We start from the raw sequence: 21,480 nt of genomic DNA, 5'->3' as shown, positions 1-21,480 counted from the left end.
AGGTGCCGGCTCGCGGCCGTCACCTCACAGCCGCAGGTCCACGACGACCGCGCGGTGGTCGCTGCCGCCGACGCGCTCCACGCGCCCGCCGCCGACCGCGGCGCCCAGGCCGTCGCCGAGGGCGTGGTCCAGCTGCACGCGCGGTGACGGCGCCGGGAACGTCGCCCCGGCCACCAGCGGCCGCCACGGCAGGGCGCGGCCCACCACGCCGGGCGGCAGGTTCAGGTCGCCCAGCAGCACCAGCGGCCGGGGCAGGTCGACCGCCCAGCGCCGCAGCTCGCGCAGCTGGCCCAGGGCGCGCACCGGTGAGAAGGACAGGTGGGTGCCCAGCACGGTGACCGGGCGCGGAGCCTGCTCGCCGGGGGCGCGGGCGTCGACGACGGCGGCCACGACCGCGCGCGGCTCGTCCGGCACCAGGCGCAGCCGCCTGCCCGCGCCGGGCGGCAGCACCAGCGGCAGCCGGGCCGCGCTGGCGGCCATCCGCAGCTCGCGCCACTGCAGCACCGGCAGGCGCGTCAGCAGCGCCACGCCGTAGGAGGGCTCACCCGGCACGGTCTCGTCGGCGGGGCGGAACGTGTCGGGGGAGCCGGGGGTGCCGTGCACGGTGGCGGCGAAGCGCGCCCCGCCGCGCGTGACGCCGCAGGCGCGCGCCAGCACCGCGGTCTGGTCGGTGCCCCCGCTGCGGGGCAGCAGGTGGTCGACCTCCTGCACGGCCACGACGTCGGCGCCCAGCGCCGCCACGGCGGCGGCGAGCCGGTCGGCGTCGACGCGCCCGGTGGCCAGGTCCCGCCCGGAGGCGGCGTTGACCGACGCCAGCCGCAGGGGCCGCGCCGCGCGCCCGGGCAGCTCAGACCCCCAGCGGCACGGCGTCGGCGTGGGCGTCGAGGTCGTCGAGCATCCGCCGGGCGTCCTCGACGATCTCCTCGTCCTCGGTGCGCAGGCCCACCAGCAGCCAGCGGGTCAGCGCCAGCTCCCCGGCCAGGCGGGCGCGCAGCAGCAGGTCGGGGTCCAGGGGGTCGTGGCGGGCGTGGGCGTACGCCTCCAGCACCGACTCCAGCGCGTCGGGGTCGGCGCCCACGGCCAGCCAGGCGAAGTCGTCGGCGGGGTCGGCGACCTTGGCGTCCACCCAGCCGGTGATGCCGGTGAGGGCCTCGCCGTCGGTGCGCACGTGCTCGCCGACGAGGTCGCCGTGCACGGGGGTCGCGGCGAAGCGCCAGCGCGCCACGTCCTCCATGAGCACCTCCCAGCGCGTCAGCAGCCGCGGTGGGACGTGGCCGGTGGCGGCGGCGCGGTCCAGCTCGGACAGGCGCCGGCGCCGGTACTCCTCGGCGTCGTACACGGGCACGCCGGCGTCGGCGAAGACGGCGACGTCGATCTGGTGCAGCGCGGCCAGCCCGGTGCCCACCGAGCGCGCCAGGCCGGGGCCGGGGCGCAGGTCCTCCGGGTGCAGGGGGCTGCCGGGCAGCTCGGGGGTGACCACGCAGCGCCCGCCCTCGCCCAGCACCACCGTGCCGGCGGCGCGGGGCACCGCGAACGGCAGCGGCTCGTGCAGCCCGGACAGCAGCTCCAGCTCCGCGTCCAGCGCGGCGGCGGCAGCGGGCCGGCGCGGGGCCCGCACCGTGAAGCGGCGGTGGGCGGCGTCCACGACGACGGCGGCGTCGAAGTCGGCGCCGTCGTCCTGCGCCGGCCCCGCGGCCACGACCTCGAGGCCGGGCACGGCGGCGGTGGCGAGGGCTGCGAGGACCTGCGGCGAGCGGGGGGGCACGGGGCAACGGTAGAGCGCGGTGCGCTCCGTAGGGTGGAGCGGTGACGAACCACGCCGTCGGCGCCGCCCCGTCCGAGCCGAGCGGGTCCCGCGGGGTGGCGCTGCCGGCGCCGCCGCTGCGCGACCTGGCCCTGTCCCGCCAGCGGCTGGACCGCGCCGGCGCGCGCCGCACGGACCCCGGCCTGCTGGAGCGGCTGTGGGCGGCGCCCGCCACCCGGGTGCTGCGGGTGCACGCCGGCCGGGCCCCGGTGGTGCGCACCGTGCAGGGCCTGGAGCTGGTGCTGCGTGCTCCGGGCGAGGTGCCGGTACCCGGCCCGGAGGACCTCGTGCTGTACCTGGGCACCGACGGGCGGGAGGAGTTCGTGGCGGTGGTCTCCGCGGACGCCGAGCCCGAGGTCGCCGACGGTTCCGCCGGCGGTGAGGAGTGGCGGGGCCTGCGGGAGGTGGGTGACGTCCTCGGCGACCGGGACGCCGGCCTGCTCACCGAGGCGGTCTCGATGGGCAACTGGCACGCGGTGACCCGCTTCTCGCCGCGCACCGGTGAGCCGCTGACGGTGACGACCGCGGGGTGGGTGCGGGCCGAGCCGGGCGGCAAGGAGCACTTCCCCCGCACCGACGCCGCGGTGATCATGGCGGTGATCAGCCCGGACGACCGGCTGCTGCTGGGGCACCAGCCGGTGTGGCCGGCGAACAGGTACTCGGTGCTGGCGGGGTTCGTGGAGCCGGGGGAGTGCTTCGAGGACACGGTGCGCCGGGAGGTGCTGGAGGAGGCCGGCATCGTCGTCGGTGCCGACCCGGAGGACGTGCGCTACCTGGGCAGCCAGCCGTGGCCGTTCCCCGCCTCGCTCATGGTGGGGTTCGCCGCGCGCGCCGTCACCACGGACATCCGGGTCGACGGCGAGGAGATCGCCCTGGCGCGCTGGTTCAGCCGCGAGGAACTGGCGGAGGAGGTGCGCGCGGGCCGGGTGCTGCCGCCACCGTCGGTCTCGATCGCCCGCCACCTCATCGAGGCGTGGTTCGGCGGCCCGCTGCCGGTGCCCGGCGACGACGCCTGGGCCTAGACCGCGCGGCTGCACGTGGGGATTCAGACGGTGACGACCTCGAGGAGGTCGTCTGCTCCCTCCAGGTCGGCCGCGTTGCGGGTGTAGAGGCGGGCGTCGTGAGCGTGGGCGGTGGCGGCGATGAGGAGGTCCATCGTCCGGGCCCGTGGTCGGCGGCCCGCGGCGGCGACGGCGGCGGCGAGCTGGCCGTAGCTCGCGGCCACGGCCTCGTCGAGGGGTAGCGCATCGAAGCGTCGCTGCAGGATGGACAGCCGTCGCAGGCGTTCGGCGCGGACTGCGGTGTCGGTGGTCACGAGCACGCCGAAGTGCAGCTCGGCCAGGGTCGCTGTGCTGATGGCCAGTTCGCCGGGCAGGGGAGCGATGTCGGTGGCGATGACGACGCTGGTGTCCAGGACGGCTCTCACCGCCGCGCCCACGGATCGGTGGTCTCGGTGTCGATCAACTCCCGGTCCTGCTCCCAGGTCGGGTCGCTCGGTCCGGCGAACAGTTCTTCGACGTCGGACCAGGAACGCCACGAACGTGCGTTCGCTGGTACCAGGCGGGCGCTGGCCCGGCCGGCGACCGTGATGGTGATCTCTTCGCCGGCTTCGACGCGGCGAACGAGGTCGGATGCCTGCTGGCGGAGTTCGCGAAGCCCGACGGTGGTCATGGCACTACGGTAGCACTTGTGCTACTCGCTGGTCGGGTATCCGCTCATCGCGGGACGACCGGACGGTGGCATCAGCGTTGCTACTTCAGTGGCATCGGCTCGTGAAGCTCAGCATCAGCCTGTCCGAAGCCGACGTCGCCGCCCTCGACGAGCACGTCCGCGAGGCCGGTCTGCCGTCTCGGTCCGCAGCGGTCCAGCGGGCCATCCGGGCCCTGACCCACCAGCAGCTGGAACAGGACTACGCCGCCGCCTGGAAGGACTGGGACGACTCCGGGGAGCGTGAGGTGTGGGAAGGCGCCACCGCTGACGGACTGCGCTGATGCGCCGCGGAGAAGTCCGCCTCGTCGACTTCGATCCCGTTCAGGGCAGTGGGGCGAGCAAGCGCCGGCCCGCGGTCGTGGTCAGCAACGACCGGGCCAACGCGGCCGCCGAACGCTTGGGCCGGGGCGTGATCACCGTGGTCCCGGTGACCAGCAACACCGCCAGGGTGTTCCCCTTCCAGGTCCTGCTCACCGCTCAGGACACCGGACTGCACGTCGACTCCAAGGCCCAGGCCGAGCAGGTCCGCGCCGTCTCGGTGGACCGGCTGGGGCCGGCGTTGGGGCGGTTGCCGTTCGAGGCGCTGGACGCCCTCGACGACGCCTTGCGGCTGCACCTGGCTCTGTGAGGCCGGTGACGAGAGCGACCCTCATCGCGGGATGACCGTGCGTGTCGCCCCCGCTGACGGCGACGCCTGACCGGATGCTCGTCATGTGCCTCGCTCGCTGCGCCTGTCACTTCCGGTGGCCGCCGCGTCATCTGCTGCGGCCCTGCCCGCGGCGGTGGTGCTGATCGCCGAGCTGGTGCAGTGGCACGCCTCCCGTCGCGGCTGGGGCCAGGGCCCCGAGGGCGGTGCCCGGCCGGTGCCGGGCCCGCAGGTGGTGCTCGTGCTCGGCAGCCCCAGCCGCCCCGGCGGGCAGCTGCACCCGGTGCAGCGCTGGCGCACCGACATCGCGGTGCGCTCGATGCACCCGGTGCACGGCCGGCTGCTCTTCACCGGCGGGCGCACCGGCGCCCCCGGTGAGCCCAGCGAGGCACGCGTCATGGCCAGCCACGCCCGAGACGTGCTCGGGGTGCCGGCAGAGCGCATCGAGCTGGAGGAGGACGCGCGCAGCACCTGGCAGAACGTGCAGCACTGCCTGGGCCAGCTCGAGCAAGCGGGCAGCATCACGATCGCCTCCGCGCCCACGCACGCGGGCAGAGCGCGGCGCTACCTCGCCCACCAGCGCCCGGACCTGGCGCAGCGGTTGGTGCCGGCTGCGGACTACCGCTTCGGTGAGCGCAGCGGGTGGAAGGTCGCCACCCTCGCCTACGCGCTGGCGCGCACCATCGGGCGCGTCCTGCCTGACGCCTGGACCCGCTGCTGCGTGACAGCGGGATGACCGTGAGGTGGTCACCTCCGTCCGGTAGCTGATCAGCAGCGCACTGAGCGGCCGGTCACGCTCAGCCCTGCCTCGCCGGGTGGGGTTGCGGGACGTCGACCAGCCCGAAGAAGTCGAAGTAGTACGCCGCGTCCGCGGTCAGGTACAGACCCACCACGAAGGCCAGGGTGAGGACCAGGCCGCGTCCAGAGCGTGTCAGGGACTGCGATCGGCGGTGGGCCCGGGCCTGGAACCGCGCCCCGGCCAGGCGACTGGCGACCAGCAGGACCAGCGGGGGCAGGACGACCACGACGTTGTAGCCCACCAGCAGCGGGACCCACCGGATCGGGGTCAGGTCGGAGCTGCCGATCAGGCTCAGAGCGGCCAGGTAGGGCACGGCAGTGGGCAGTTCGACGACGGTGACGGCCAGGCCCAGCAGCAGCAGCCGTACCGGGGAGGCGGTGGTGGCGCCGTTCGTGCGGGGTGGGCGCCGGGATCGGGTGGGCGTCAGGGTCCCGATGAGGAGCAGGACGGCGCCGACGGTCAGGCGGATGGCGTAGGTGGTGCGTTGGGAGATCGACTCCTGCACCGCACTGAGAGCGGCGTCCAGGCCCAGGAGCAGCAGGGCACCGCCGGTGAGCATCGTGAGGAGGATGCCGGCCACGTAGGGCAGGACGAGACGGGCGGGGTGGGTGCTGTGGTCGCGGTGGTCGGTGGCGCGCAGGATCAGCAGCAGGGTGACGGCGATCGCCGAGGGGTTGAGGCTGTCGAGGGCGGCCATGCCGAGGATCGGCAGGACGAGGGAGAGCACCGCGTCTCCTCGGTGGTCGGCTCGGTGTCCGGCTTGCGATCCGGTTGAGGTCGTCGTGGTGGCGAACGCCTCCACATCGTCGACCTTTCCGGGTGGTCGCAGGCGGGGGCATCGGCCGTTCGATTGAATGATCAGCATCGGCGTTGAAAGACCCGCACCGGCTGCTCGGCATGTCCGAGCGTCGGCGACGTCCTGGTCAGCGGGGTGACCGGAAGGTCGTCGTCACCGCCGTCGAAGTCTGCAAGCATCCGGGGATGAGCGCTGAGCAGGACCAGAAGGCCTCTCCCGCCATGCAGGAGCGCTTCGGTTTCAGGACCTGCGTCGGCGTCGTGATCGTGTTCCTCGCGGTCGTGTTGTTCGTGAAGGCGAGCAACACGCGTGACGTGGTGACGGGCTGCATCCTCCTCCTGGTTGGGGCGGAGCTGATGCTGCCCGGGGGGGAGCAGAGCCGTGCGGTGCGAGTGGTGAGCATGGTGCTCGCCGTGGTGGCGGTGGCCCTGGTAGTCGTGGACATCGCTGTGCTGTGACCCGATGGTGGGACGGGTGCATCGGAGAGCGACGTTACTCAGGGGCCGGCAGTGGGCAGTGACCGTGCGTCGGGCACTGGTGTCACCGCCCCCGGCGCTGCCGCAGGGGCCAGTCGTCACCGTCGTGGCCGTGGCTGATCTGGCCGTAGCTGATCCCGACACCGGGTAGCTCGTTCTGCAGCGGGTGGGCCAAGCGCAGGCCTTCCTGCTGCCGGGCTCCTTCCTCGTCGGCATCGAGCCAGCGGTAGTCGGTCCACGCCAGAGCGTTGAAGCGCTCGTTCCCTGCCCGAGGCTGCTCGGCGAGCTCGCCGCTGCACCGAGTTCGGCCGGGTTCACCGGCTCCGTGTGGTCGGGGTCGTCGTCCCAGAGCGGATCTTGCTCACCCCGCTCGGCGCAGATCCGCAGGGCGACGGGGCGGTAGAACTTCTCCACTGGCCGAGCGTGTCATCGGGCACCTCGCGTCGAAGTCGGAGCAGGGCGTGGCTGCGGCTGCTCGTTGCCCCCCTCGCCCGAACGCGCGGTCATCGGTGCGGGCTCAGGCGGTCAGCGCAACACCTCCGCCAGCACCTGCGAGGGTGACCGAAAACCGAGGGTCTGTCGAGGCCGTTCGTTCAGCTCAGCAGCGATGGCATCGAAGTCCGCCTGCGTCAGCGTTCGGAAGTCCAAGCTGCGCGGTAGGTACTGGCGCAGCAGCCCGTTGGTGTTCTCATTGGACCCGCGTTGCCAGGGCGACTTCGGGTCGCAGAAGTACACCTGCATGCCCGTGGTCGCGCTGAAGCGGGCATGCTGAGCCATCTCGTGCCCCAGGTCCCAGGTCAGCGACTTCGCCAGGTGAGACGGCAGCGTGCTCACCGCCGCGCTGAGCGCGTCAGCAACGGCGTCGGCGCGGTGATGTCCTTCCGGCAGAGCCACCAGCATCACGAAGCGCGTCGAGCGCTCCACCAGCGTCGCGACCGGACTCATGCCCTTGCCGAAGACCAGATCACCTTCCCAGTGCCCGGGAACGGCACGGTCCTCTGCCTCGGCGGGGCGTTCGGAGTGTGCACCGTCCCCGGCCGGGCCCCGCGCCCATCCGGCAGGCGAGCACCCTTCGGGCGGCGCAGGACCCGGCCGGTGCGCAGGTACTGCGTCAGCTCCTTGCGCAGCGCTCCACGGGTCTGGACGAAGAGCGTGCGGTAGATGCTCTCGTGGCTGACCTGCATGCCTTCATCGTCGGGGAAGGCGGTCTTGAGCCAGCCGGCGATCTGCTGCGGCGACCACCGCTTGAGCAGCTTGGCCGCCACCAGGTGAGCCAACCGCTCGCTGACGGCGAGCTTGCACCGCTTGGGGCGGCTCGCCTTCGCCCACGCCCGCTCATCCGCCCTCAGCGCCCGGTAGCGGCGCCGACCGCCGTTGGCTGCGACTTCCCGGCTGATCGTCGACGGTGCCCGCCCCAGGCGGCGGGCGATCGCGCGCAACGAGTCCCCAGCGGCCAGTCCGCGGGAGATCTCCTCCCGTTCGGCCAAGCTCAGCTTGCCCGCACCACGCGCTCGAGGGGCGGGGCGGATGCCGCCGCAGCGGATCAGGTAGGAGCGCACCGTGCTCATGCCCAACCCCAGCGCCCTGGCGGCGGGCTTGGCGGCCATGCCGGTGCCCAGACGTTGCCACAGCGCCTCGATCATCAACGGTGTCAGCTTCTCGAAGTCCCCGTGCGGCACGACAGCCCCTTCCCCTCACCTTGATCAAGGAAGTGTTGCGTTGACCCCTTGAGACCGCCGGCAGGACCGAGCGCTTCACGCCGTGATCCGCACGAGCCGGCCTAGCCGCGCACGAGCTCGGCGGGGTGGCGCGGGTCCTCGCAGCGCAGCACCGCGTCGGCCCGATCGACGGGCCCGGACTCCGCCAGGTAGCGGTGCCAGCCGCCGAGGACCCGCTCGGTGTCGGCGGCGTCCACCCGCCGGCGCACCGCCGCGTCGGAGGTGCTCAGGTGCAGCACGGCGTCGAAGCCGTGCCGCAGGTCCTCGCGCAGCAGGAAGGGGCCGGCCAGGACGAGCACGGCGTCGTCGGGCACCTCCTCGCGCGGGGCGCGGGAGGCGCGGTCGGTGGCCGGGTCGTACAGCGACGGCACCCACCGGCGCCCCGTCGGCTCCCCCAGGGGCGTCAGCACCTCCCGGTGCAGGCCGGCGACGTCGAGCCAGTCGTCGTGGAACGCGTCGGGGTCGTCGCGGCCGCGCTCCAGGCGCAGCGAGCGTGGCCGCCAGAAGCCGCTCCACGTGGTGACGAGCACGGGGCGGGCCTGCGCGCGCAGCGCGTCGGCGAGGTGCCGGGCGTACCAGGCGGTGTCGGCGTCCACGGCGCCGTCCACGCCGACGCGCGCGCCGGCCGGCAGCGACGCGGCCCACCGCCCCGCGAACTGCGCGGGACCGGTGGGCCGGTGGGTGGTGCTCACGCTCAGGCGCCCAGGCGGGCCTTCACCTCGGCGAGGGAGGGGTTGGTGGCGGCGGTGCCGTCGGGGAAGAGCAGGGTCGGCACGGTCTGGTTGCCGCCGTTGACCTGCATGACGAACTCGGCCGCGTCCGGGACCTCCTCGATGTTGACCTCCGAGTAGCTGACGCCCTCGCGGTCCATCTGGGACTTCAGGCGGCGGCAGTACCCGCACCAGGTGGTGGTGAACATGGTCACGCTGCCCGCGGCCGGTGCCTCGATCGTCGACACTGCTGCTCCTCCTCCGCGCGGGTCGTTCCCGCTCCGCGGGCTGCAACCGGGGAGGCACCGGCTCTCTTCCCGCCGTCGCGTCCACAGCCGGCGGCCCGCTCGTGCCCCGGGCGTCTGCGGCGCTTGAGAGGATGTCCCCGCCATGACGACCGCACCCGACCTCCGCCCCGCCGCCGTGTCCGCCGACTCCGTGCTCGAGGGCCTGGACCCCGAGCAGCGCCAGGTCGCGACGACCCTGGACGGCCCCGTGTGCGTGCTCGCCGGTGCGGGCACGGGCAAGACGCGGGCCATCACGCACCGCATCGCCTACGGCGTGCACTCGGGCGCCTACGTGCCCAACCGGGTGCTGGCGGTGACCTTCACGGCCCGCGCCGCGGGGGAGATGCGCACCCGGCTGCGGGACCTGGGCGTGGCGGGCGTGCAGGCGCGGACCTTCCACGCCGCCGCGCTGCGCCAGTTGCAGTTCTTCTGGCCGCAGGCGATCGGCGGCACCCTGCCGAACCTCGCCGAGCACAAGGCCCCCCTGGTGGCCGACGCCTGCAACCGGCTGCGGCTGTCCTCCGACCGCGCGCGGGTGCGCGACCTCGCCGCCGAGGTGGAGTGGACCAAGGTCATGCTCGTGGACGCCGACGACTACGTGGCGGCGGCCACCCGCGCCGGCCGCGGCGAGCCCGGCGGGCTGGACCTGCCGACGGTGGCGCGGGTGGTGCGCACCTACGAGGAGGTCAAGACCGACCGCGCCGTCATCGACTTCGAGGACGTCCTGCTGCTGACGGCCGGCATCCTCGACGAGCGCCCGGACGTGGCGGCCACCGTGCGCCAGCAGTACCGCCACTTCGTGGTGGACGAGTACCAGGACGTCTCCCCCCTGCAGCAGCGGCTGCTGGACCTGTGGCTGGGCGAGCGCGAGGACCTGTGCGTCGTGGGCGACGCCAGCCAGACGATCTACTCCTTCGCCGGGGCGACCCCCGAGCACCTGCTGGACTTCCCGCGCCGGCACCCGGGCGCGAAGGTCGTGCGCCTGGTGCGCGACTACCGCTCCACCCCGGAGGTCGTGCAGCTGGCGAACTCGGTGCTGTCGATGGCCTCCGGCCGGCACGCCCGCGCCCGCCTGGAGCTGATCGCGCAGCGCCCCTCCGGCCCGGCGCCGACCTTCACCGCCTACGACGACGACGTCGCCGAGGCCTCCGGCGTGGCCGCCCGCATCGCCGCGGAGGTGCGTGCCGGCCGCAGCGCGAAGGACGTCGCCGTGCTGTTCCGCACCAACGGGCAGTCGCAGGCGCTGGAGTCGGCGCTGGCCGACGCGGGCGTCGGCTACGTCGTGCGCGGCGGGGAGCGGTTCTTCTCGCGCAAGGAGGTCCGCGACGCGATCGTGCTGCTGCGCGGGGCCACGCGCGCGGCGCTGCCCGGCCACGACCTCGGCGCGGAGGTGCGCGCGGTGCTGACGTCGGCGGGCTGGGCGGAGCGCGCGCCCAGCGCGGCGGGGTCGGTGCGCGAGCGGTGGGAGTCGCTGCAGGCGCTGGTGGTGCTGGCCGACGAGCTGGCGGTCACCCGGCCCGGTGCGCAGCTGGCCGACCTGGTGGAGGAGCTCATCGAGCGCGCCTCGGCCCAGCACGCGCCCACGGTGGACGGGGTGACGCTGGCGTCGTTCCACGCCGCCAAGGGCCTGGAGTGGGACGTCGTGCACCTGGTCGGGGTCAGCGAGGGGCTGCTGCCGATCTCCTTCGCCGAGACCCCCGACGAGGTGGAGGAGGAGCGCCGGCTGCTGTACGTGGGCGTCACCCGCGCCCGCGAGGCCGTGCACGTCTCCTGGGCCAACTCCCGCACCCCCGGCGGGCGCGCCAGCCGCAAGCCCTCGCGGTTCCTGGACAACTTGCGGCCCGAGGCCGCCGGTGGGGCGCCGCGCGCCCGTTCTGCGTCACCGCGCTCGGCGAAGCGGTCCGGCCCGGTGCAGTGCCGGGTGTGCGGGGCGTCGCTGACGGCCGCGGTGGAGCGCAAGCTGGGGCGCTGCGCGGACTGCCCCTCCAGCTACGACGAGGCGGTGTTCGAGCGGCTGCGCGAGTGGCGCGCGAGCACGAGCCGGGCGGCGTCGGTACCGGCGTACGTGGTGTTCACCGACGCCACGCTCACCGCGATCGCCGAGGCGATGCCGGCCGACACCGACGCGCTGGCGCGCATCCCGGGGGTGGGGCCCTCGAAGCTGGAGAAGTACGGCGAGGACGTCCTGGCGGTCCTGACCACCGGGTGAGGCGGGGGATCCTCGGGGTGAGTTGTTGCGGTGCAACAGGTTCCATGGCTCTCGATGTCCCCGGGCGGGTTCGTTCCGCTCTCGGCGGAAAAAGGCGTTGTGGCGCCCGGCCGGGTACCCCTAGAGTCGAATCACGACAGCGCGTGAAGCGCATCACACCGCGCAGAGCGGGGAGGAGGGCAGCACCGATGGACACCACCACGATCGCGAACGTCGGCACGCGCACCGCGTGCGACGCGACGCCCGCTGCCCTGCGCCGTTCCGCCCTCGCCTGGGGGCGCAGCCACGCCTCCACCCCGGTCCAGATGACGGGTGGAGTGCGCCTGGACGCCCCCGCCGCGCGCCTGCGCGGTGCCGCGGACGAGTACCGCGTCCTCGGCGGCAAGCGCTCCTCCGCCGTCTTCGGCGCCCGTTCCACCGTCCCGTCCTCGGGGACCACGCTCACGAGTCCACCGGTCTAGCCACCAGACCGGCGCTCTCCTGGCCGCGGACCCCGACACCTCGGGTCCGCGGCCTTTCTGCGTCTGCGGGCTCTCCTCCCGGCAGTACCACCGCCTCGCAGAGAACCCAGAGAGATGACCGTGCGCACCACCGCCACCACCGCCAGCACCGCGACCGACCGCACCCGTACCGGCGCCAGCGCCGGCCCCCACCGCCCGCAGCCCGCCGGGCAGCCGAACCGCCAGAAGGAGGTGAGCGGCGTGCAGCGCCGCCACGCGACCGACCCCCTGCCCTGCCGACGCCACGACTCCGAGCTCTGGTTCGCCGAGTCGCCGGCCGACGTGGAGCTGGCCAAGGCGCTGTGCGCCGACTGCCCGCTGCGCGCCGCCTGCCTCGCGGGCGCCCTGGAGCGCGGCGAGCCGTGGGGCGTGTGGGGCGGGCAGCTCGTGCTCGCCGGCGTCGTCGTCCCGCGCAAGCGCCCGCGCGGACGCCCCCGCAAGCACCCGGTCGCCGCGTGAACCGCCCGACCACCCCAGCTCGACCACCCGGCCCGATCACCCCGGGAGGACCCCCGATGTCCAGGAGGGACGAAGTGCCGTACGCCGAGGAAGTCCTGTTCCGCGAACGCCTCGCCGAGGCGCAGCGCACCGCCGAGCGCGCGCGCCTGGTGCGGGCGCTGCGGGCGCGCCGGCGCGCGGAGGTCGCCGTGCGCCGCGCCGAGCGGCTCGCCGCGCGGGCCGAGCTGGCCGTCGCCGCCGTGACGACCGGTGCCGGCGCCGATGCGGGCAGGGCCGCGACCGCGTGAACCCGGTCACCAGCCCGCCCGCGCCCCGCTGACCTCAGCGGGGCGCGGGCGGGCGGTCCGTCGGCGCGGTGGTCACGGGCAGGTCCACGCAACCGCACTGCGGGTGCGGAGCCCACGGGCGCTGCTGCACCACCCCCTCGGGCAGCAGGAGCTCCAGCGTCGCCCCCGTCGAGGCGGCCCTGCCGCCGTCCAGGTGCGCCAGGACCTGCAGGGCCGCCAGCCCCGCCAGCGCCGAGGCCGTCGCCGTCTCCTCCACCGTCCCGCCGGTGCCGCGCACGAACCGGTCCCGCACCCCGGGCCAGCCGGGGTCGGCGTCGGTGCGGTGCAGGTCCAGGCACCGCAGGCACGGTGTCGTGCCGGGCAGCACCAGCGGCCCCACGAGCGCGTCGGTGTCGCGCAGCACCACCGACAGGTGGGGGACCCCCTCCGCCACCAGCCCGTCGGCGGCGACCGCGTCCGCGGCGTGGTGGTCCACGAGGACGACCAGGTCCGCCCGCGCCGGCTCGTCCGCGCGGGCGGACGCCGCCGGGTGCACCCGCCCGGCGACGCGGCGCGCCCGGCGCAGCGCCACCGGCCCGCGCGGCAGGCCCAGCTCCTCGGGGCGGGGGCCCGCCGGGCCGGTGTCGCCGGCCGCGACCGGCGCCGCGTCCTGCGCCAGCAACCCGCCCACGCCCGCGGCCGCCAGCAGCGACAGCAGGCCCGCCCCGGTGCGCCCGCAGCCCACGACGGCGACCACGGCCGAGCGCCGCCCGGCCAGGCGCTGCACCGCGACCGGCCCGCTCGGGTCGTAGGACGACCACGCCACCGCGTCCGCCGCCCAGCCCGCGGTGCCCGGTGCCGCGGCGAGCCCGTCGGCACCCGAGCGGACCCGCCCGGCCGGGACCGCGCCGACCGCCACGAGGTCGTCGAGCACCCGCTGCGCCCGGCGCTCGGACGGCCCGGCGCCCCCGGGAGCCAGCAGGGACGTCAGGTCCGCCTCGGCGAAGGGACCGGCGACGCTGCCGCTGCGCGGTGAGGACCCGATCTGCAACCGGCCGCCGGGGCGGCGGGCGAGGGGCAGGGTCGAGCGGCTGCTGGGGGCGGGAGCGGGCACGCGCACACCCTGCCGCAGCGCCGCCGCACCCGGCCCGCGCCGTCCACAGCCCCGGGCCCGGCGGGTGCGCTCAGCGGTGTGCGCCCGTCAGGGCGGGCCCGCTGGGGCGGAGGCGCTCAGGAGGCCTTGCCGAGGATGCGGTTGAGGTTCGTGCCGCAGACCGGGCACTGGCCCTTGGCCATGCGGCGGCCGTTGGTCTCCACGACCCGGCCCTCGGCCTGGCGCTTCTCCTTGCACTTCACGCAGTAGAACTCGCCCTGGTAGGTCTCGTCGGCCACGGTGCGCCTCCTGATCACCTCGCCGGCCACCGGGCTCTCCGGCGGCCGTCAGGGCATCGTGCCCCCAGCGGGCCACCGGGGCGCGCCGGAGACCGCGGTGGGGGCGAACCCCTCCCCAGCGCGGGGCGCGCACGGTACCTTGCCCGGATGAGGGCCGACCAGGCGGGGCCAGCCGGCGGCGCCGTGGTCACGGTCACCGGCGGCGCCGCGCCGGCCACGGGCACCGGTCCGCTCGTGGACGTGCGGCGCAGCCGACGGCGCTCGCGCACCGTCTCCGCCTACCGCGACGGCGAGCGCACGGTCGTCCTCATCCCGGCCCGCTTCTCCCGGGCCGAGGAGCGCGAGTGGGTCGAGCGCATGGTCTCCCGCCTGGACGCGGCCGACCGGCGCCGCAACCCGGCCGAGGACGACCTGCTGGAGCGGGCGCGGGAGCTCTCGCACCGCCACCTGGACGACCTGGCGCGGCCGGCGTCGGTGACGTGGGTCGACAACCAGCAGCACCGCTGGGGCTCGTGCACCCCCGCCGACGCCAGCATCCGGCTGTCCACCCGGCTGCAGGGGGTGCCCGGCTGGGTGCTGGACTACGTGCTGCTGCACGAGCTGGCCCACCTGCTCGTGCCCACGCACTCACGGGCGTTCTGGGCGCTGCTGGAGTCCTACCCGCGCACCGAGCGCGCCCGCGGCTTCCTGGCGGGCCTGGACCACGTCGCCGGTCGCGACCCCGAGGCCGAGGCCGACGACGCGCCGGCCGAGCAGCTCACCCGCCCCGCGCGGGGCGAGACGGCCGGCGAGGGCACACCCGACCCCGCCCGCAGCACCGGCTGAGCGCTGCGGGCGGGAGCGCCGGGTGCCCTCAGCGCGCCGGGCCCTGCGAGCCGGGATCGCCGTCACCCGCGTCGCCGCCGGGCTCGCCCCGGTCGTCGGGACCGTCCTGGCCGGCCGTCCCCCGGCCGCCCCCGTCCAGCAGGTCGCGCAGCGCGGCGTCCATCGCGTCCTCGTCCTGCCGCTGCCCGCCGCTGAGGCGGCGCTCCACGAACGCCGCGACGTCGTCGAGGTCCTCGGTGGTCGGCAGCATGTCGGGGTGGTCCCACACGGCGTCGCGGGCCGCGGCCCCGCCCCGGGCCAGCAGCTGCTCCCACAGGGCCGTCGCCTCGCGCGCGCGCCGCGGGCGCAGCTCCAGGCCGACCAGCACCGCGAAGGCGTGCTCGGCGGGCCCGCCGGTCGCCCGGCGCCGGCGCACCGTCTCGCGCAGCGCTGCCGAGTGGGGCAGCACGCGCCCTGCGGCCTCGTCGCTGACGTGGTCCACCCAGCCCTCCACGAGGGCCAGCGCCGTCTCCAGCCGGGCCAGGGCGGCCTTCTGCGCCGGGGTGCTCTCCGGCTCGAAGATGCCCGAGCCGAGCGCCTCCTGCAGCGACTCCGGGTTCGCCGGGTCCACCGAGCGGGCCGCCTCGGCGATCCGGTCGGCGTCGACGGAGATGCCGCGGGCGAACGACTCGACGCTGCCCAGCAGGTGACCGCGCAGCCACGGCACGTGGGCGAACAGGCGCTGGTGGGCGGCCTCGCGCAGCGCCAGGTAGCGGCGCACCTCGTCCAGGGGCACCTCCAGCCCTTCGGCGAAGGCGCTCACCCCGGCGGGCAGCAGCGCGGCGCGCCCGCTGGGCGCCAGCGGCAGCCCGATGTCGGTGGTGCTGAGCACCTCACCGGCGAGCGTGCCGATGGCCTGCCCGACCTGCATGCCGAAGACGCCGCCGCCGACCTGGCGCAGCATCGCCCCGGCCGAGCCGAGCATCGCGGCCATCTCCGGCGGTGCCTGCGAGGTCATCGCCTGGCCCATGGCGTCGGCCACGTTCGCCGCGACGGGCTCCACGAGCTGGCGCCACACCGGCATGGTCCGCTCCACCCACTCGGCGCGGCTCCAGGCCTCGGCGGTGGTGGGGGCCTGCTCGACGTCCGTCACGCCGTCCAGCCACAGGTCGGCCACCCGCAGCGCGTCCTCGACAGCTCGGCGCTCGGCGGCGCCGGGGGTGGGGTCGCCGGCCCCGGCGGCCGCCTGGCGGGCCAGGTCGTGCGCGACGTCCCAGTTGACCGGGGCGTCGCCGGGCGTGGACAGGAACTTCTGCAGCTGCGCCAGGACCTGCCCCATGAGCGCGGGGTCGAGCGGCCCGTCGCCCAGGCCGGGGATCCCGCCGGGGAAGCCGCCGGGCAGCCCGGGGAAACCGCCCTGCCCACCGCCGCCCAGCCCACCGGCGCCGCCCAGCCCGCCCAGCAGCGGGCCCAGCAGGTCCTCCAGCGGGTTGCCGCCACCACCACCCTGCCCGGGCTGCTTGCCCGGGGTGCCCGAGGGGCGGAAACCGGGCTGGCCGCCCGCGCTCCGCTCGGTGTCGTCTCCGGGCGTGCCGTCCCCGCTCTCGCGGGGGTCTCGGTCGCGGTCGTCCTCGGGGCCCTGGGGCTCCTCGTCGCCTCGCTGGTCCACGGTGATCCTCCGCATCGTCCGCCGGGTGCGGACCCATTCTGGCCCTCCCGCTCGTGGAGCGACGAGCGGCCGCCCGGTGCGGTTCCGCCGCGGGCCCCGACGGGGCGGCCGATCGCTGCGGGCGAACGCCCCCGGGGCGGGGCCGTAGGGTGCTCGGGTGCCGCCAGCGACGCCGCCCGCGCAGGACCCCGCGCACGAGTCCTCCCGCGGGACCGGTGCCGAGCCCGCCGGCGGCGACCGGCAGCGGCGGTCGACCTCCCCGCGCGGCGTGCTCCTGGCGGCCTCCTCGTTCTGCGCGGTCGCGCTCGTCGCCCTGGTGGGCGTGCTCGACGTCCCGTACGTGAGCCTCAGCCCCGGCCCGGTGCTCGACGTGCTGACCGAGCCGGAGCAGGACGACGCCCAGGACGACGGGCGGGGGAGCGGGGAGCAGGCGCTGGTGGAGGTGTCGGGGGCGCCCACGTACCCCACGGAGGGCCGCCTGGACCTGACCACGGTGTCGTTGCGGGGGGGGCCGGGCCTGGAGCAGTCGCTGTGGGAGGTGCTGCTGGCCTGGCGCGACCCGCAGGTCTCCGTGGTGCCGCGCGAGCTCTACTACGCCCCCCGCACCACGCAGGAGGAGGCCGACGCGCTCAGCGCCGCGGAGATGGCGTCCTCGCAGGAGGCCGCCCAGGTCGCCGCCCTGACCGAGCTGGGCATCGACGTGGACGCGACGACCACGCGCCGCGTGCAGGAGGTCGCCGCGGCGGCCCCGGCGGCCGGGGTGCTGCGCCCGGGGGACGTGATCGAGTCGGTGGACGGCGCGCCGGTGGCGGACTTCGAGGCCCTGAAGGCGGCGGTGGGTGCGCTGCCCGCCGGGGCCGAGGTCAGCCTGGGCATCACCCGTTCCGGTGAGCCGCTGGAGGTGACCACGCGCACCTACGCCCCGGAGGGCGAGACGCTCCTGGGCGTGGTGCCCGACGTGGAGTACGACTCCCCGGTCGAGGTGGACATCGCCATCGAGGACATCGGCGGCCCCAGCGCCGGCACGGTGTTCGCGCTGGCCGTCGTGGACCTGCTCACCCCCGGCGCGCTGACGGGCGGTGAGCACGTCGCCGGCACGGGGGCGATCGCGGTGGACGGCACCGTCCTGCCGATCGGCGGGTTGCGGCAGAAGGTGATCGGCGCGGCCCGGGCGGGGGCGACGTGGTTCCTGGCCCCCGCCCGGGAGTGCGGTGAGGTCGCCGGCGCGGTCCCGGACGGCATCACGGTGGTGGGGGTCGCCACGCTGCACGAGGCCCGCACCGCGGTGGAGGCGATCGGTGACGGCCGCGGCGACGAGGTGGCGACGTGCGCGCAGGTCGCGGCTGCCGGCTGAACGGCCCGGGCGGGCGGCCCCGGCGGGGGGTCCGTCACCCCGCGGGCCCGGCCCTCACCCCTGCAGGGTCGCCTGCAGGGCGCTGACGAGGCCCGGCACGAGGTCGGCGCCGGTGGCGACCTCGCCGTCGGAGTCCTTCGAGCGCGAGCGCACGGCGCACTCGTGCCCGCCGCCGCGCAGCACCCCCACCGCGATGCGCACCTCCTCGGCCAGGGGGTGGGCGGCCAGGGCTGCGGCGCGGGCCTGCTCGTCGTCGGCGGGAGTGGCGGCGCGCACCTCGGCCTCGGCGTCCGGCGGCACCAGGAGGCGCTCGACGACCAGGGCGGCGCCGTCGACGCCGGGGGGCCAGGCGAGCTGGCCGAGCAGCTCGTCGAGGTCGGCGACGTCGGGCAGGCCGTCCTGCTCCACGGACGTCAGGTGGCCGGGGTCGGCGTGCGCCTCGGCCACGACGTTCTCGGGCAGGCGCCGGGCCAGGTGCGGGTCGCGGGCCAGGGCGTCGGCGGTGCGCACGAGGGCGAACAGGCGCAGCGGCGCTCCCCAGCCGTCGGCGGCCACGTAGCGCTCGACCTCGGCGACGGTGCGCCACAGGGAGCTGGAGGCCGGCGTGGGCGTGGTGGTCGGGTGCAGCTCGTTCACGGCCCCGATGGTGGCACGCCCGGCGCGGCGCCCGGCGAGCGCGCGCGCGTCCCGCACGGGCTGTCCCCCCGTCGGGGGGCGCCTCGGGAACGCCCTTCCCGGGCGCCGGGTCGAACGGCCGACGGGTCACCGGTGGCAACGGTGGTGTCACGATCCGCGGTCACGGGCACCCGGGCGGCGGCTTGTACGTTCCCTCCTCGTGAGCTTCCCTCCCCGCCGTCCCGCCCGGCCGGTGCTGCGACGCCGACGTCGCGGTGCCGCCCTGCCCACGGTGCTCGTCCTGGCCGCGCTGGTCGTGGCCGTCGTGATCGGCGCCCGCATCGCCACCGACGTGTGGTGGTTCGACCAGCTGGGCTTCCTGTCCACCTTCACCACGAAGCTGTGGCTGCAGCTGGCCCTGTTCGCGGCCGGTGCCCTGCTGCTCGGCGGCGCGGTCGCCGTCTCGCTGGTGCTGGGGTACCGCACGCGGCCGGTCTACGCGCCCATCTCCACCGAGCAGGCCGGTCTGGACCGCTACCGCGAGTCGCTGGAGCCGCTGCGGCGCCTGGTCGTGGTGGTGCTGTCGGTGGCCGCGGCCCTGTTCGGCGGGTCGGTGGCGATGAGCCGCTGGGAGACGCTGCTGCTGTGGGTGAACCGCACCTCCTTCGGGGAGCGGGACGCGCAGTTCGGGCTGGACCAGGGCTTCTACGTCTTCACCCTGCCGTGGCTGAGCTTCCTGGTGAGCTTCCTGTCGGCGGCGGTGGTGCTGGCGGGGCTGGCGGCGCTGGCGACCCACTACCTGTACGGGGGCCTGCGGCTGGCCGGCGGCGGCCCGCGCACCACGCGCGAGGCCCGGATCCACCTGGCGGTGCTGGCGGCGCTGTTCCTGGTGCTGCGCGGTGCCGGCTACTGGCTGGACCGCTACCAGGTCATGGTCAGCGAGTCGGACAACATCCGCATCGCGGACGTCGTGGGGCCCTCCTACACCGACGTGCACGCGGTGCTGCCGGCCCGGGCGATCCTGGCGATCGTCGCGGTGGTCGTGGCGCTGCTGTTCGTGGCCGCGGCCGCGGGCGCCTCCTGGCGGCTGCCGGCCATCGGCACGGGGCTGCTGGTGGTCAGCGCGATCGCCGTGGGCGGCATCTACCCCTGGGCGGTTCAGCGCTTCCAGGTCACCCCGAACCGGCAGGCGCTGGAGGCGGAGTACGTCGGCAGGAACATCGAGGCCACGCGCGACGCCTACGACCTGGCCGACACGGAGGTCAGCGAGTACCAGCCGGACACCACGGTGACCGCCGGGCAGCTGCGCGAGGACGCCGAGACCATCCCCGGCATCCGGCTGCTGGACCCCAACGTCGTGTCCACCGCGTTCCGCCAGACGCAGGGTCAGCGCAACTACTACGCCTTCCCCGACCCGCTGGACGTGGACCGCTACCCGCTGGCCGGCGGCACCCAGGACACCGTGATCGCCGCCCGCGAGCTGAACCTCGAGGGCCTGAGCGAGTCGCAGCGCACCTGGGTCAACCTGCACACCGTCTACACCCACGGCTACGGCGTGGTCGCCGCGCGCGGCAACGAGCGCGCCCCGGACGGGCGCCCGTCGTACTTCGAGTCCAACATCCCCTCCACGGGCCTGCTGGGCGAGTACGAGCCGCGCATCTACTTCGGCGAGCAGACCGACGACTACTCGATCGTCGGCGGCAGCGACACCCCCGTCGAGATCGACTACCCGGACAACTCCCCGGAGGGGTACGCCCGCACCACCTACACCGGTGAGGGCGGTGTGCCGGTGGGCGGGCTGCTGCGCAAGGCGGTGTACGCGCTGAAGTTCGCCGACCAGAACATCCTGCTGTCCGACCAGGTCGAGGCGGACTCCAAGATCCTGTACGACCGCACCCCGCGCGAGCGCGTCGAGAAGGTCGCCCCGTGGCTGACGCTGGACGGCGACGCCTACCCGGCGGTCGTGGACGGCCGCGTGCTGTGGATCCTGGACGCGTACACCACCTCGGCCTCCTTCCCGTACTCGTCCACGACGCGCCTCGGCGAGGTCACGCTCGACTCCCTCACGCAGACGCAGAGCGTGCAGGCGCTGCAGGACCGCACGGTCAACTACGTGCGCAACTCGGTCAAGGCGACCGTGGACGCCTACTCCGGCGAGGTGACGCTCTACGCCTGGGACGACACCGACCCGGTGCTGCAGGCGTGGATGGGGGCGTTCCCCGGTGCGGTGGAGCCGCTGTCGGAGGTCGACGGTTCCCTGATGGCCCACCTGCGCTACCCGCAGGACATGTTCAAGGTGCAGCGCGAGGTGCTGGCGCGGTACCACGTCACCGACCCGCGCTCCTTCCTCACCGGCCAGGACTTCTGGGAGGTGCCGGCCGACCCGACCTCCGAGGTGGCTCAGGGGCAGCAGCGCCCGGCGCAGCCGCCGTACTACCTGACCCTGGAGATGCCCGGTCAGGAGGAGGCGGCGTTCAGCCTGACGACGACGTACGTGCCGACCTCCAACAACCAGGGGTCCAGCAGCCAGATCATCACCGGCTTCGCGGCGGTGGACTCCGACGCGGGCGCCACGGACGGCGAGAAGAGCGACAGCTACGGCACCATCCGGCTGCTGGAGCTGCCGCAGTCGTCGGTCATCGCCGGCCCGGTGCAGATCCAGAACGACATCCAGTCGAACGCGGCGGTGGCCGAGCAGGTGCGCCTGCTGAGCCTCGGGCAGGGCTCGGAGGTCATCTACGGCAACCTGCTGACCCTGCCGGTGGGTGGCGGGCTGCTGTACGTGGAGCCGATCTACGCCCGCAGCACCGGGGAGAACTCCTTCCCCCAGCTGCGCAAGGTGGTGGCGGTGTTCGGCGACCAGATCGCCATCGCCGACACGCTGGACGAGGCGCTGGACGACGTGTTCGGCGGTGACTCCGGCGCGACCGCCGGCGACGAGGGCGTCGCGCCCGTCGACGAGACGCCCGCGCAGGACGGCGGGTCGTCGCCGGAGCCGACGACCGACCCGTCCCCGGCCCCCTCGGTGCCGGTGAGCGGCGACCCGCAGGCCCAGCTGCAGGCGGCCCTGCAGCAGGCGCGCTCCGCCATCCAGGACTCGGCGGCGGCGCTGGCGGAGCAGGACTTCGCGGCGTACGGCGAGGCGCAGGAGCGGCTGCGGGTGGCGGTGGAGTCGGCCACGGCGGCGCAGGAGGCGCTCGCGGCCACCGGGGCGGCGGCCTCGTCCGCCGGTGCGGCTCAGCCCGCGGAGACGGCGGCGTCCTGAG

23 protein-coding genes and 1 pseudogene are annotated in these 21,480 nt (G+C 75.4%); 12 read left to right on the top strand and 12 right to left on the bottom strand.

Going from position 1 to position 21,480, the window contains the following annotated elements:
• Positions 1–24 precede the first annotated feature (24 nt).
• Both ACRYR9_RS01375 and ACRYR9_RS01370 read right to left on the bottom strand, forming a co-directional pair.
• On the bottom strand, positions 25–783 hold the full coding sequence (locus ACRYR9_RS01375) for an endonuclease/exonuclease/phosphatase family protein (protein ID WP_432529009.1): 759 nt from the start codon (positions 781–783) through the stop codon (positions 25–27).
• 64 nt (positions 784–847) lie between these two features.
• The gene (locus tag ACRYR9_RS01370) at positions 848–1,765 is read right to left on the bottom strand and encodes a phosphotransferase (protein ID WP_432496993.1); all 918 of its coding nucleotides are present in this window, start codon (positions 1,763–1,765) and stop codon (positions 848–850) included.
• Between the two features lie 41 nt (positions 1,766–1,806).
• On the opposite strand from ACRYR9_RS01370, the gene nudC reads away from it, so the two are divergent.
• Positions 1,807–2,826, top strand: a complete 1,020-nt coding sequence (gene nudC / locus ACRYR9_RS01365; RefSeq protein ID WP_432496996.1) for an NAD(+) diphosphatase — start codon at positions 1,807–1,809, stop codon at positions 2,824–2,826.
• A gap of 23 nt (positions 2,827–2,849) precedes the next feature.
• On the opposite strand, the gene ACRYR9_RS01360 is transcribed toward nudC, so the two are convergent.
• The gene (locus ACRYR9_RS01360) at positions 2,850–3,230 is read right to left on the bottom strand and encodes a PIN domain-containing protein (RefSeq protein WP_432496998.1); all 381 of its coding nucleotides are present in this window, start codon (positions 3,228–3,230) and stop codon (positions 2,850–2,852) included.
• On the bottom strand, positions 3,227–3,475 hold the full coding sequence (locus ACRYR9_RS01355; protein WP_432497002.1) for a type II toxin-antitoxin system Phd/YefM family antitoxin: 249 nt from the start codon (positions 3,473–3,475) through the stop codon (positions 3,227–3,229). The genes ACRYR9_RS01360 and ACRYR9_RS01355 overlap by 4 nt, the downstream gene beginning before the upstream one ends.
• Before the next feature lie 101 nt (positions 3,476–3,576).
• Between ACRYR9_RS01355 and ACRYR9_RS01350 the strand changes: the two genes are divergently transcribed.
• From ACRYR9_RS01350 to ACRYR9_RS01340, 3 genes are all read left to right on the top strand, one after another.
• On the top strand, positions 3,577–3,795 hold the full coding sequence (locus ACRYR9_RS01350; RefSeq protein WP_432482842.1) for a ribbon-helix-helix domain-containing protein: 219 nt from the start codon (positions 3,577–3,579) through the stop codon (positions 3,793–3,795).
• Complete coding sequence (locus ACRYR9_RS01345; protein WP_432497005.1) at positions 3,795–4,142, top strand: type II toxin-antitoxin system PemK/MazF family toxin; 348 nt, start codon at positions 3,795–3,797, stop codon at positions 4,140–4,142. The genes ACRYR9_RS01350 and ACRYR9_RS01345 overlap by 1 nt, the downstream gene beginning before the upstream one ends.
• Positions 4,143–4,227: 85 nt before the next feature.
• Positions 4,228–4,896, top strand: a complete 669-nt coding sequence (locus tag ACRYR9_RS01340; protein WP_432497009.1) for a YdcF family protein — start codon at positions 4,228–4,230, stop codon at positions 4,894–4,896.
• A 61-nt stretch (positions 4,897–4,957) separates the two neighbouring features.
• Here the strand turns inward: ACRYR9_RS01340 and ACRYR9_RS01335 are convergent, their stop codons facing one another.
• Positions 4,958–5,686: a GAP family protein gene (locus ACRYR9_RS01335; RefSeq protein WP_432497011.1), complete on the bottom strand. Its 729-nt coding sequence runs from the start codon at positions 5,684–5,686 to the stop codon at positions 4,958–4,960.
• 254 nt (positions 5,687–5,940) lie between these two features.
• On the opposite strand from ACRYR9_RS01335, the gene ACRYR9_RS01330 reads away from it, so the two are divergent.
• On the top strand, positions 5,941–6,213 hold the full coding sequence (locus ACRYR9_RS01330; RefSeq protein ID WP_432497014.1) for a hypothetical protein: 273 nt from the start codon (positions 5,941–5,943) through the stop codon (positions 6,211–6,213).
• A gap of 543 nt (positions 6,214–6,756) precedes the next feature.
• On the opposite strand, the pseudogene ACRYR9_RS01325 reads toward ACRYR9_RS01330, so the two are convergent.
• The 3 genes and pseudogenes from ACRYR9_RS01325 to ACRYR9_RS01315 all read right to left on the bottom strand — a co-directional run bounded on the left by ACRYR9_RS01325 (position 6,757) and on the right by ACRYR9_RS01315 (position 8,868).
• Positions 6,757–7,874 (bottom strand): annotated as a pseudogene (locus ACRYR9_RS01325) (IS30 family transposase).
• Between the two features lie 137 nt (positions 7,875–8,011).
• Positions 8,012–8,641, bottom strand: coding sequence for a nucleoside/nucleotide kinase family protein (locus ACRYR9_RS01320; protein WP_432497017.1), 630 nt, complete (start codon positions 8,639–8,641; stop codon positions 8,012–8,014).
• Between the two features lie 2 nt (positions 8,642–8,643).
• A complete protein-coding gene (locus ACRYR9_RS01315) occupies positions 8,644–8,868 on the bottom strand; it encodes a mycoredoxin (RefSeq protein ID WP_432497046.1) in 225 nt (74 codons plus the stop codon).
• A gap of 181 nt (positions 8,869–9,049) precedes the next feature.
• Between ACRYR9_RS01315 and ACRYR9_RS01310 the strand changes: the two genes are divergently transcribed.
• The 4 genes from ACRYR9_RS01310 (at position 9,050) to ACRYR9_RS01295 (ending at position 12,401) form a co-directional block, all read left to right on the top strand.
• Entirely contained in the window at positions 9,050–11,155 is a 2,106-nt protein-coding gene (locus tag ACRYR9_RS01310; protein WP_432497020.1) for an ATP-dependent DNA helicase UvrD2, read from the top strand.
• A gap of 188 nt (positions 11,156–11,343) precedes the next feature.
• On the top strand, positions 11,344–11,616 hold the full coding sequence (locus ACRYR9_RS01305; protein ID WP_432497022.1) for a hypothetical protein: 273 nt from the start codon (positions 11,344–11,346) through the stop codon (positions 11,614–11,616).
• 231 nt (positions 11,617–11,847) lie between these two features.
• Entirely contained in the window at positions 11,848–12,114 is a 267-nt protein-coding gene (locus tag ACRYR9_RS01300; protein ID WP_432497048.1) for a WhiB family transcriptional regulator, read from the top strand.
• Between the two features lie 56 nt (positions 12,115–12,170).
• Positions 12,171–12,401: a hypothetical protein gene (locus ACRYR9_RS01295; RefSeq protein WP_432497024.1), complete on the top strand. Its 231-nt coding sequence runs from the start codon at positions 12,171–12,173 to the stop codon at positions 12,399–12,401.
• A gap of 34 nt (positions 12,402–12,435) precedes the next feature.
• Here the strand turns inward: ACRYR9_RS01295 and ACRYR9_RS01290 are convergent, their stop codons facing one another.
• Together ACRYR9_RS01290 and ACRYR9_RS01285 are read right to left on the bottom strand one after the other, a co-directional pair.
• On the bottom strand, positions 12,436–13,494 hold the full coding sequence (locus ACRYR9_RS01290) for a ThiF family adenylyltransferase (RefSeq protein WP_432497027.1): 1,059 nt from the start codon (positions 13,492–13,494) through the stop codon (positions 12,436–12,438).
• A gap of 116 nt (positions 13,495–13,610) precedes the next feature.
• On the bottom strand, positions 13,611–13,772 hold the full coding sequence (locus tag ACRYR9_RS01285) for a DUF5679 domain-containing protein (RefSeq protein ID WP_432497029.1): 162 nt from the start codon (positions 13,770–13,772) through the stop codon (positions 13,611–13,613).
• Positions 13,773–13,919: 147 nt separating this feature from the next.
• Between ACRYR9_RS01285 and ACRYR9_RS01280 the strand changes: the two genes are divergently transcribed.
• Positions 13,920–14,597, top strand: coding sequence for a M48 metallopeptidase family protein (locus ACRYR9_RS01280; protein WP_432497031.1), 678 nt, complete (start codon positions 13,920–13,922; stop codon positions 14,595–14,597).
• 28 nt (positions 14,598–14,625) lie between these two features.
• Here ACRYR9_RS01280 and ACRYR9_RS01275 read toward each other — a convergent pair whose 3' ends face one another.
• Positions 14,626–16,245 carry a zinc-dependent metalloprotease gene (locus ACRYR9_RS01275; RefSeq protein WP_432497033.1) on the bottom strand — a complete coding sequence of 540 codons (1,620 nt, stop codon included), beginning with the start codon at positions 16,243–16,245 and terminating at the stop codon, positions 14,626–14,628.
• Between the two features lie 157 nt (positions 16,246–16,402).
• On the opposite strand from ACRYR9_RS01275, the gene ACRYR9_RS01270 reads away from it, so the two are divergent.
• Entirely contained in the window at positions 16,403–17,599 is a 1,197-nt protein-coding gene (locus ACRYR9_RS01270) for a YlbL family protein (protein ID WP_432497036.1), read from the top strand.
• Positions 17,600–17,653: 54 nt separating this feature from the next.
• On the opposite strand, the gene ACRYR9_RS01265 is transcribed toward ACRYR9_RS01270, so the two are convergent.
• A complete protein-coding gene (locus ACRYR9_RS01265; RefSeq protein ID WP_432497038.1) occupies positions 17,654–18,235 on the bottom strand; it encodes a PPA1309 family protein in 582 nt (193 codons plus the stop codon).
• Positions 18,236–18,434: 199 nt separating this feature from the next.
• On the opposite strand from ACRYR9_RS01265, the gene ACRYR9_RS01260 reads away from it, so the two are divergent.
• The gene (locus ACRYR9_RS01260; protein ID WP_432497040.1) at positions 18,435–21,479 is read left to right on the top strand and encodes a UPF0182 family membrane protein; all 3,045 of its coding nucleotides are present in this window, start codon (positions 18,435–18,437) and stop codon (positions 21,477–21,479) included.
• The last annotated feature ends 1 nt before the right edge of the window (position 21,480 follow it).

The sequence above is a fragment of the Kineococcus auxinigenes genome, from assembly GCF_050871525.1.
Lineage (GTDB): Bacteria > Actinomycetota > Actinomycetes > Actinomycetales > Kineococcaceae > Kineococcus.
The sequence above is the reverse complement of the archived record's forward strand: the minus strand, read 5'-3'. Positions and strand labels throughout refer to the sequence as shown.

What these genes read in the sequence shown, in the direction of transcription:
- ACRYR9_RS01355 (WP_432497002.1), bottom strand. Translation starts at nt 3,475, where the DNA reads ATGACCACCGTCGGGCTTCGCGAACTCCGCCAGCAGGCATCCGACCTC.
- ACRYR9_RS01345 (WP_432497005.1), top strand. Translation starts at nt 3,795, where the DNA reads ATGCGCCGCGGAGAAGTCCGCCTCGTCGACTTCGATCCCGTTCAGGGC.
- ACRYR9_RS01330 (WP_432497014.1), top strand. Translation starts at nt 5,941, where the DNA reads ATGAGCGCTGAGCAGGACCAGAAGGCCTCTCCCGCCATGCAGGAGCGC.
- ACRYR9_RS01315 (WP_432497046.1), bottom strand. Translation starts at nt 8,868, where the DNA reads ATGTTCACCACCACCTGGTGCGGGTACTGCCGCCGCCTGAAGTCCCAG.
- ACRYR9_RS01310 (WP_432497020.1), top strand. Translation starts at nt 9,050, where the DNA reads ATGACGACCGCACCCGACCTCCGCCCCGCCGCCGTGTCCGCCGACTCC.
- ACRYR9_RS01305 (WP_432497022.1), top strand. Translation starts at nt 11,344, where the DNA reads ATGGACACCACCACGATCGCGAACGTCGGCACGCGCACCGCGTGCGAC.
- ACRYR9_RS01295 (WP_432497024.1), top strand. Translation starts at nt 12,171, where the DNA reads ATGTCCAGGAGGGACGAAGTGCCGTACGCCGAGGAAGTCCTGTTCCGC.
- ACRYR9_RS01280 (WP_432497031.1), top strand. Translation starts at nt 13,920, where the DNA reads ATGAGGGCCGACCAGGCGGGGCCAGCCGGCGGCGCCGTGGTCACGGTC.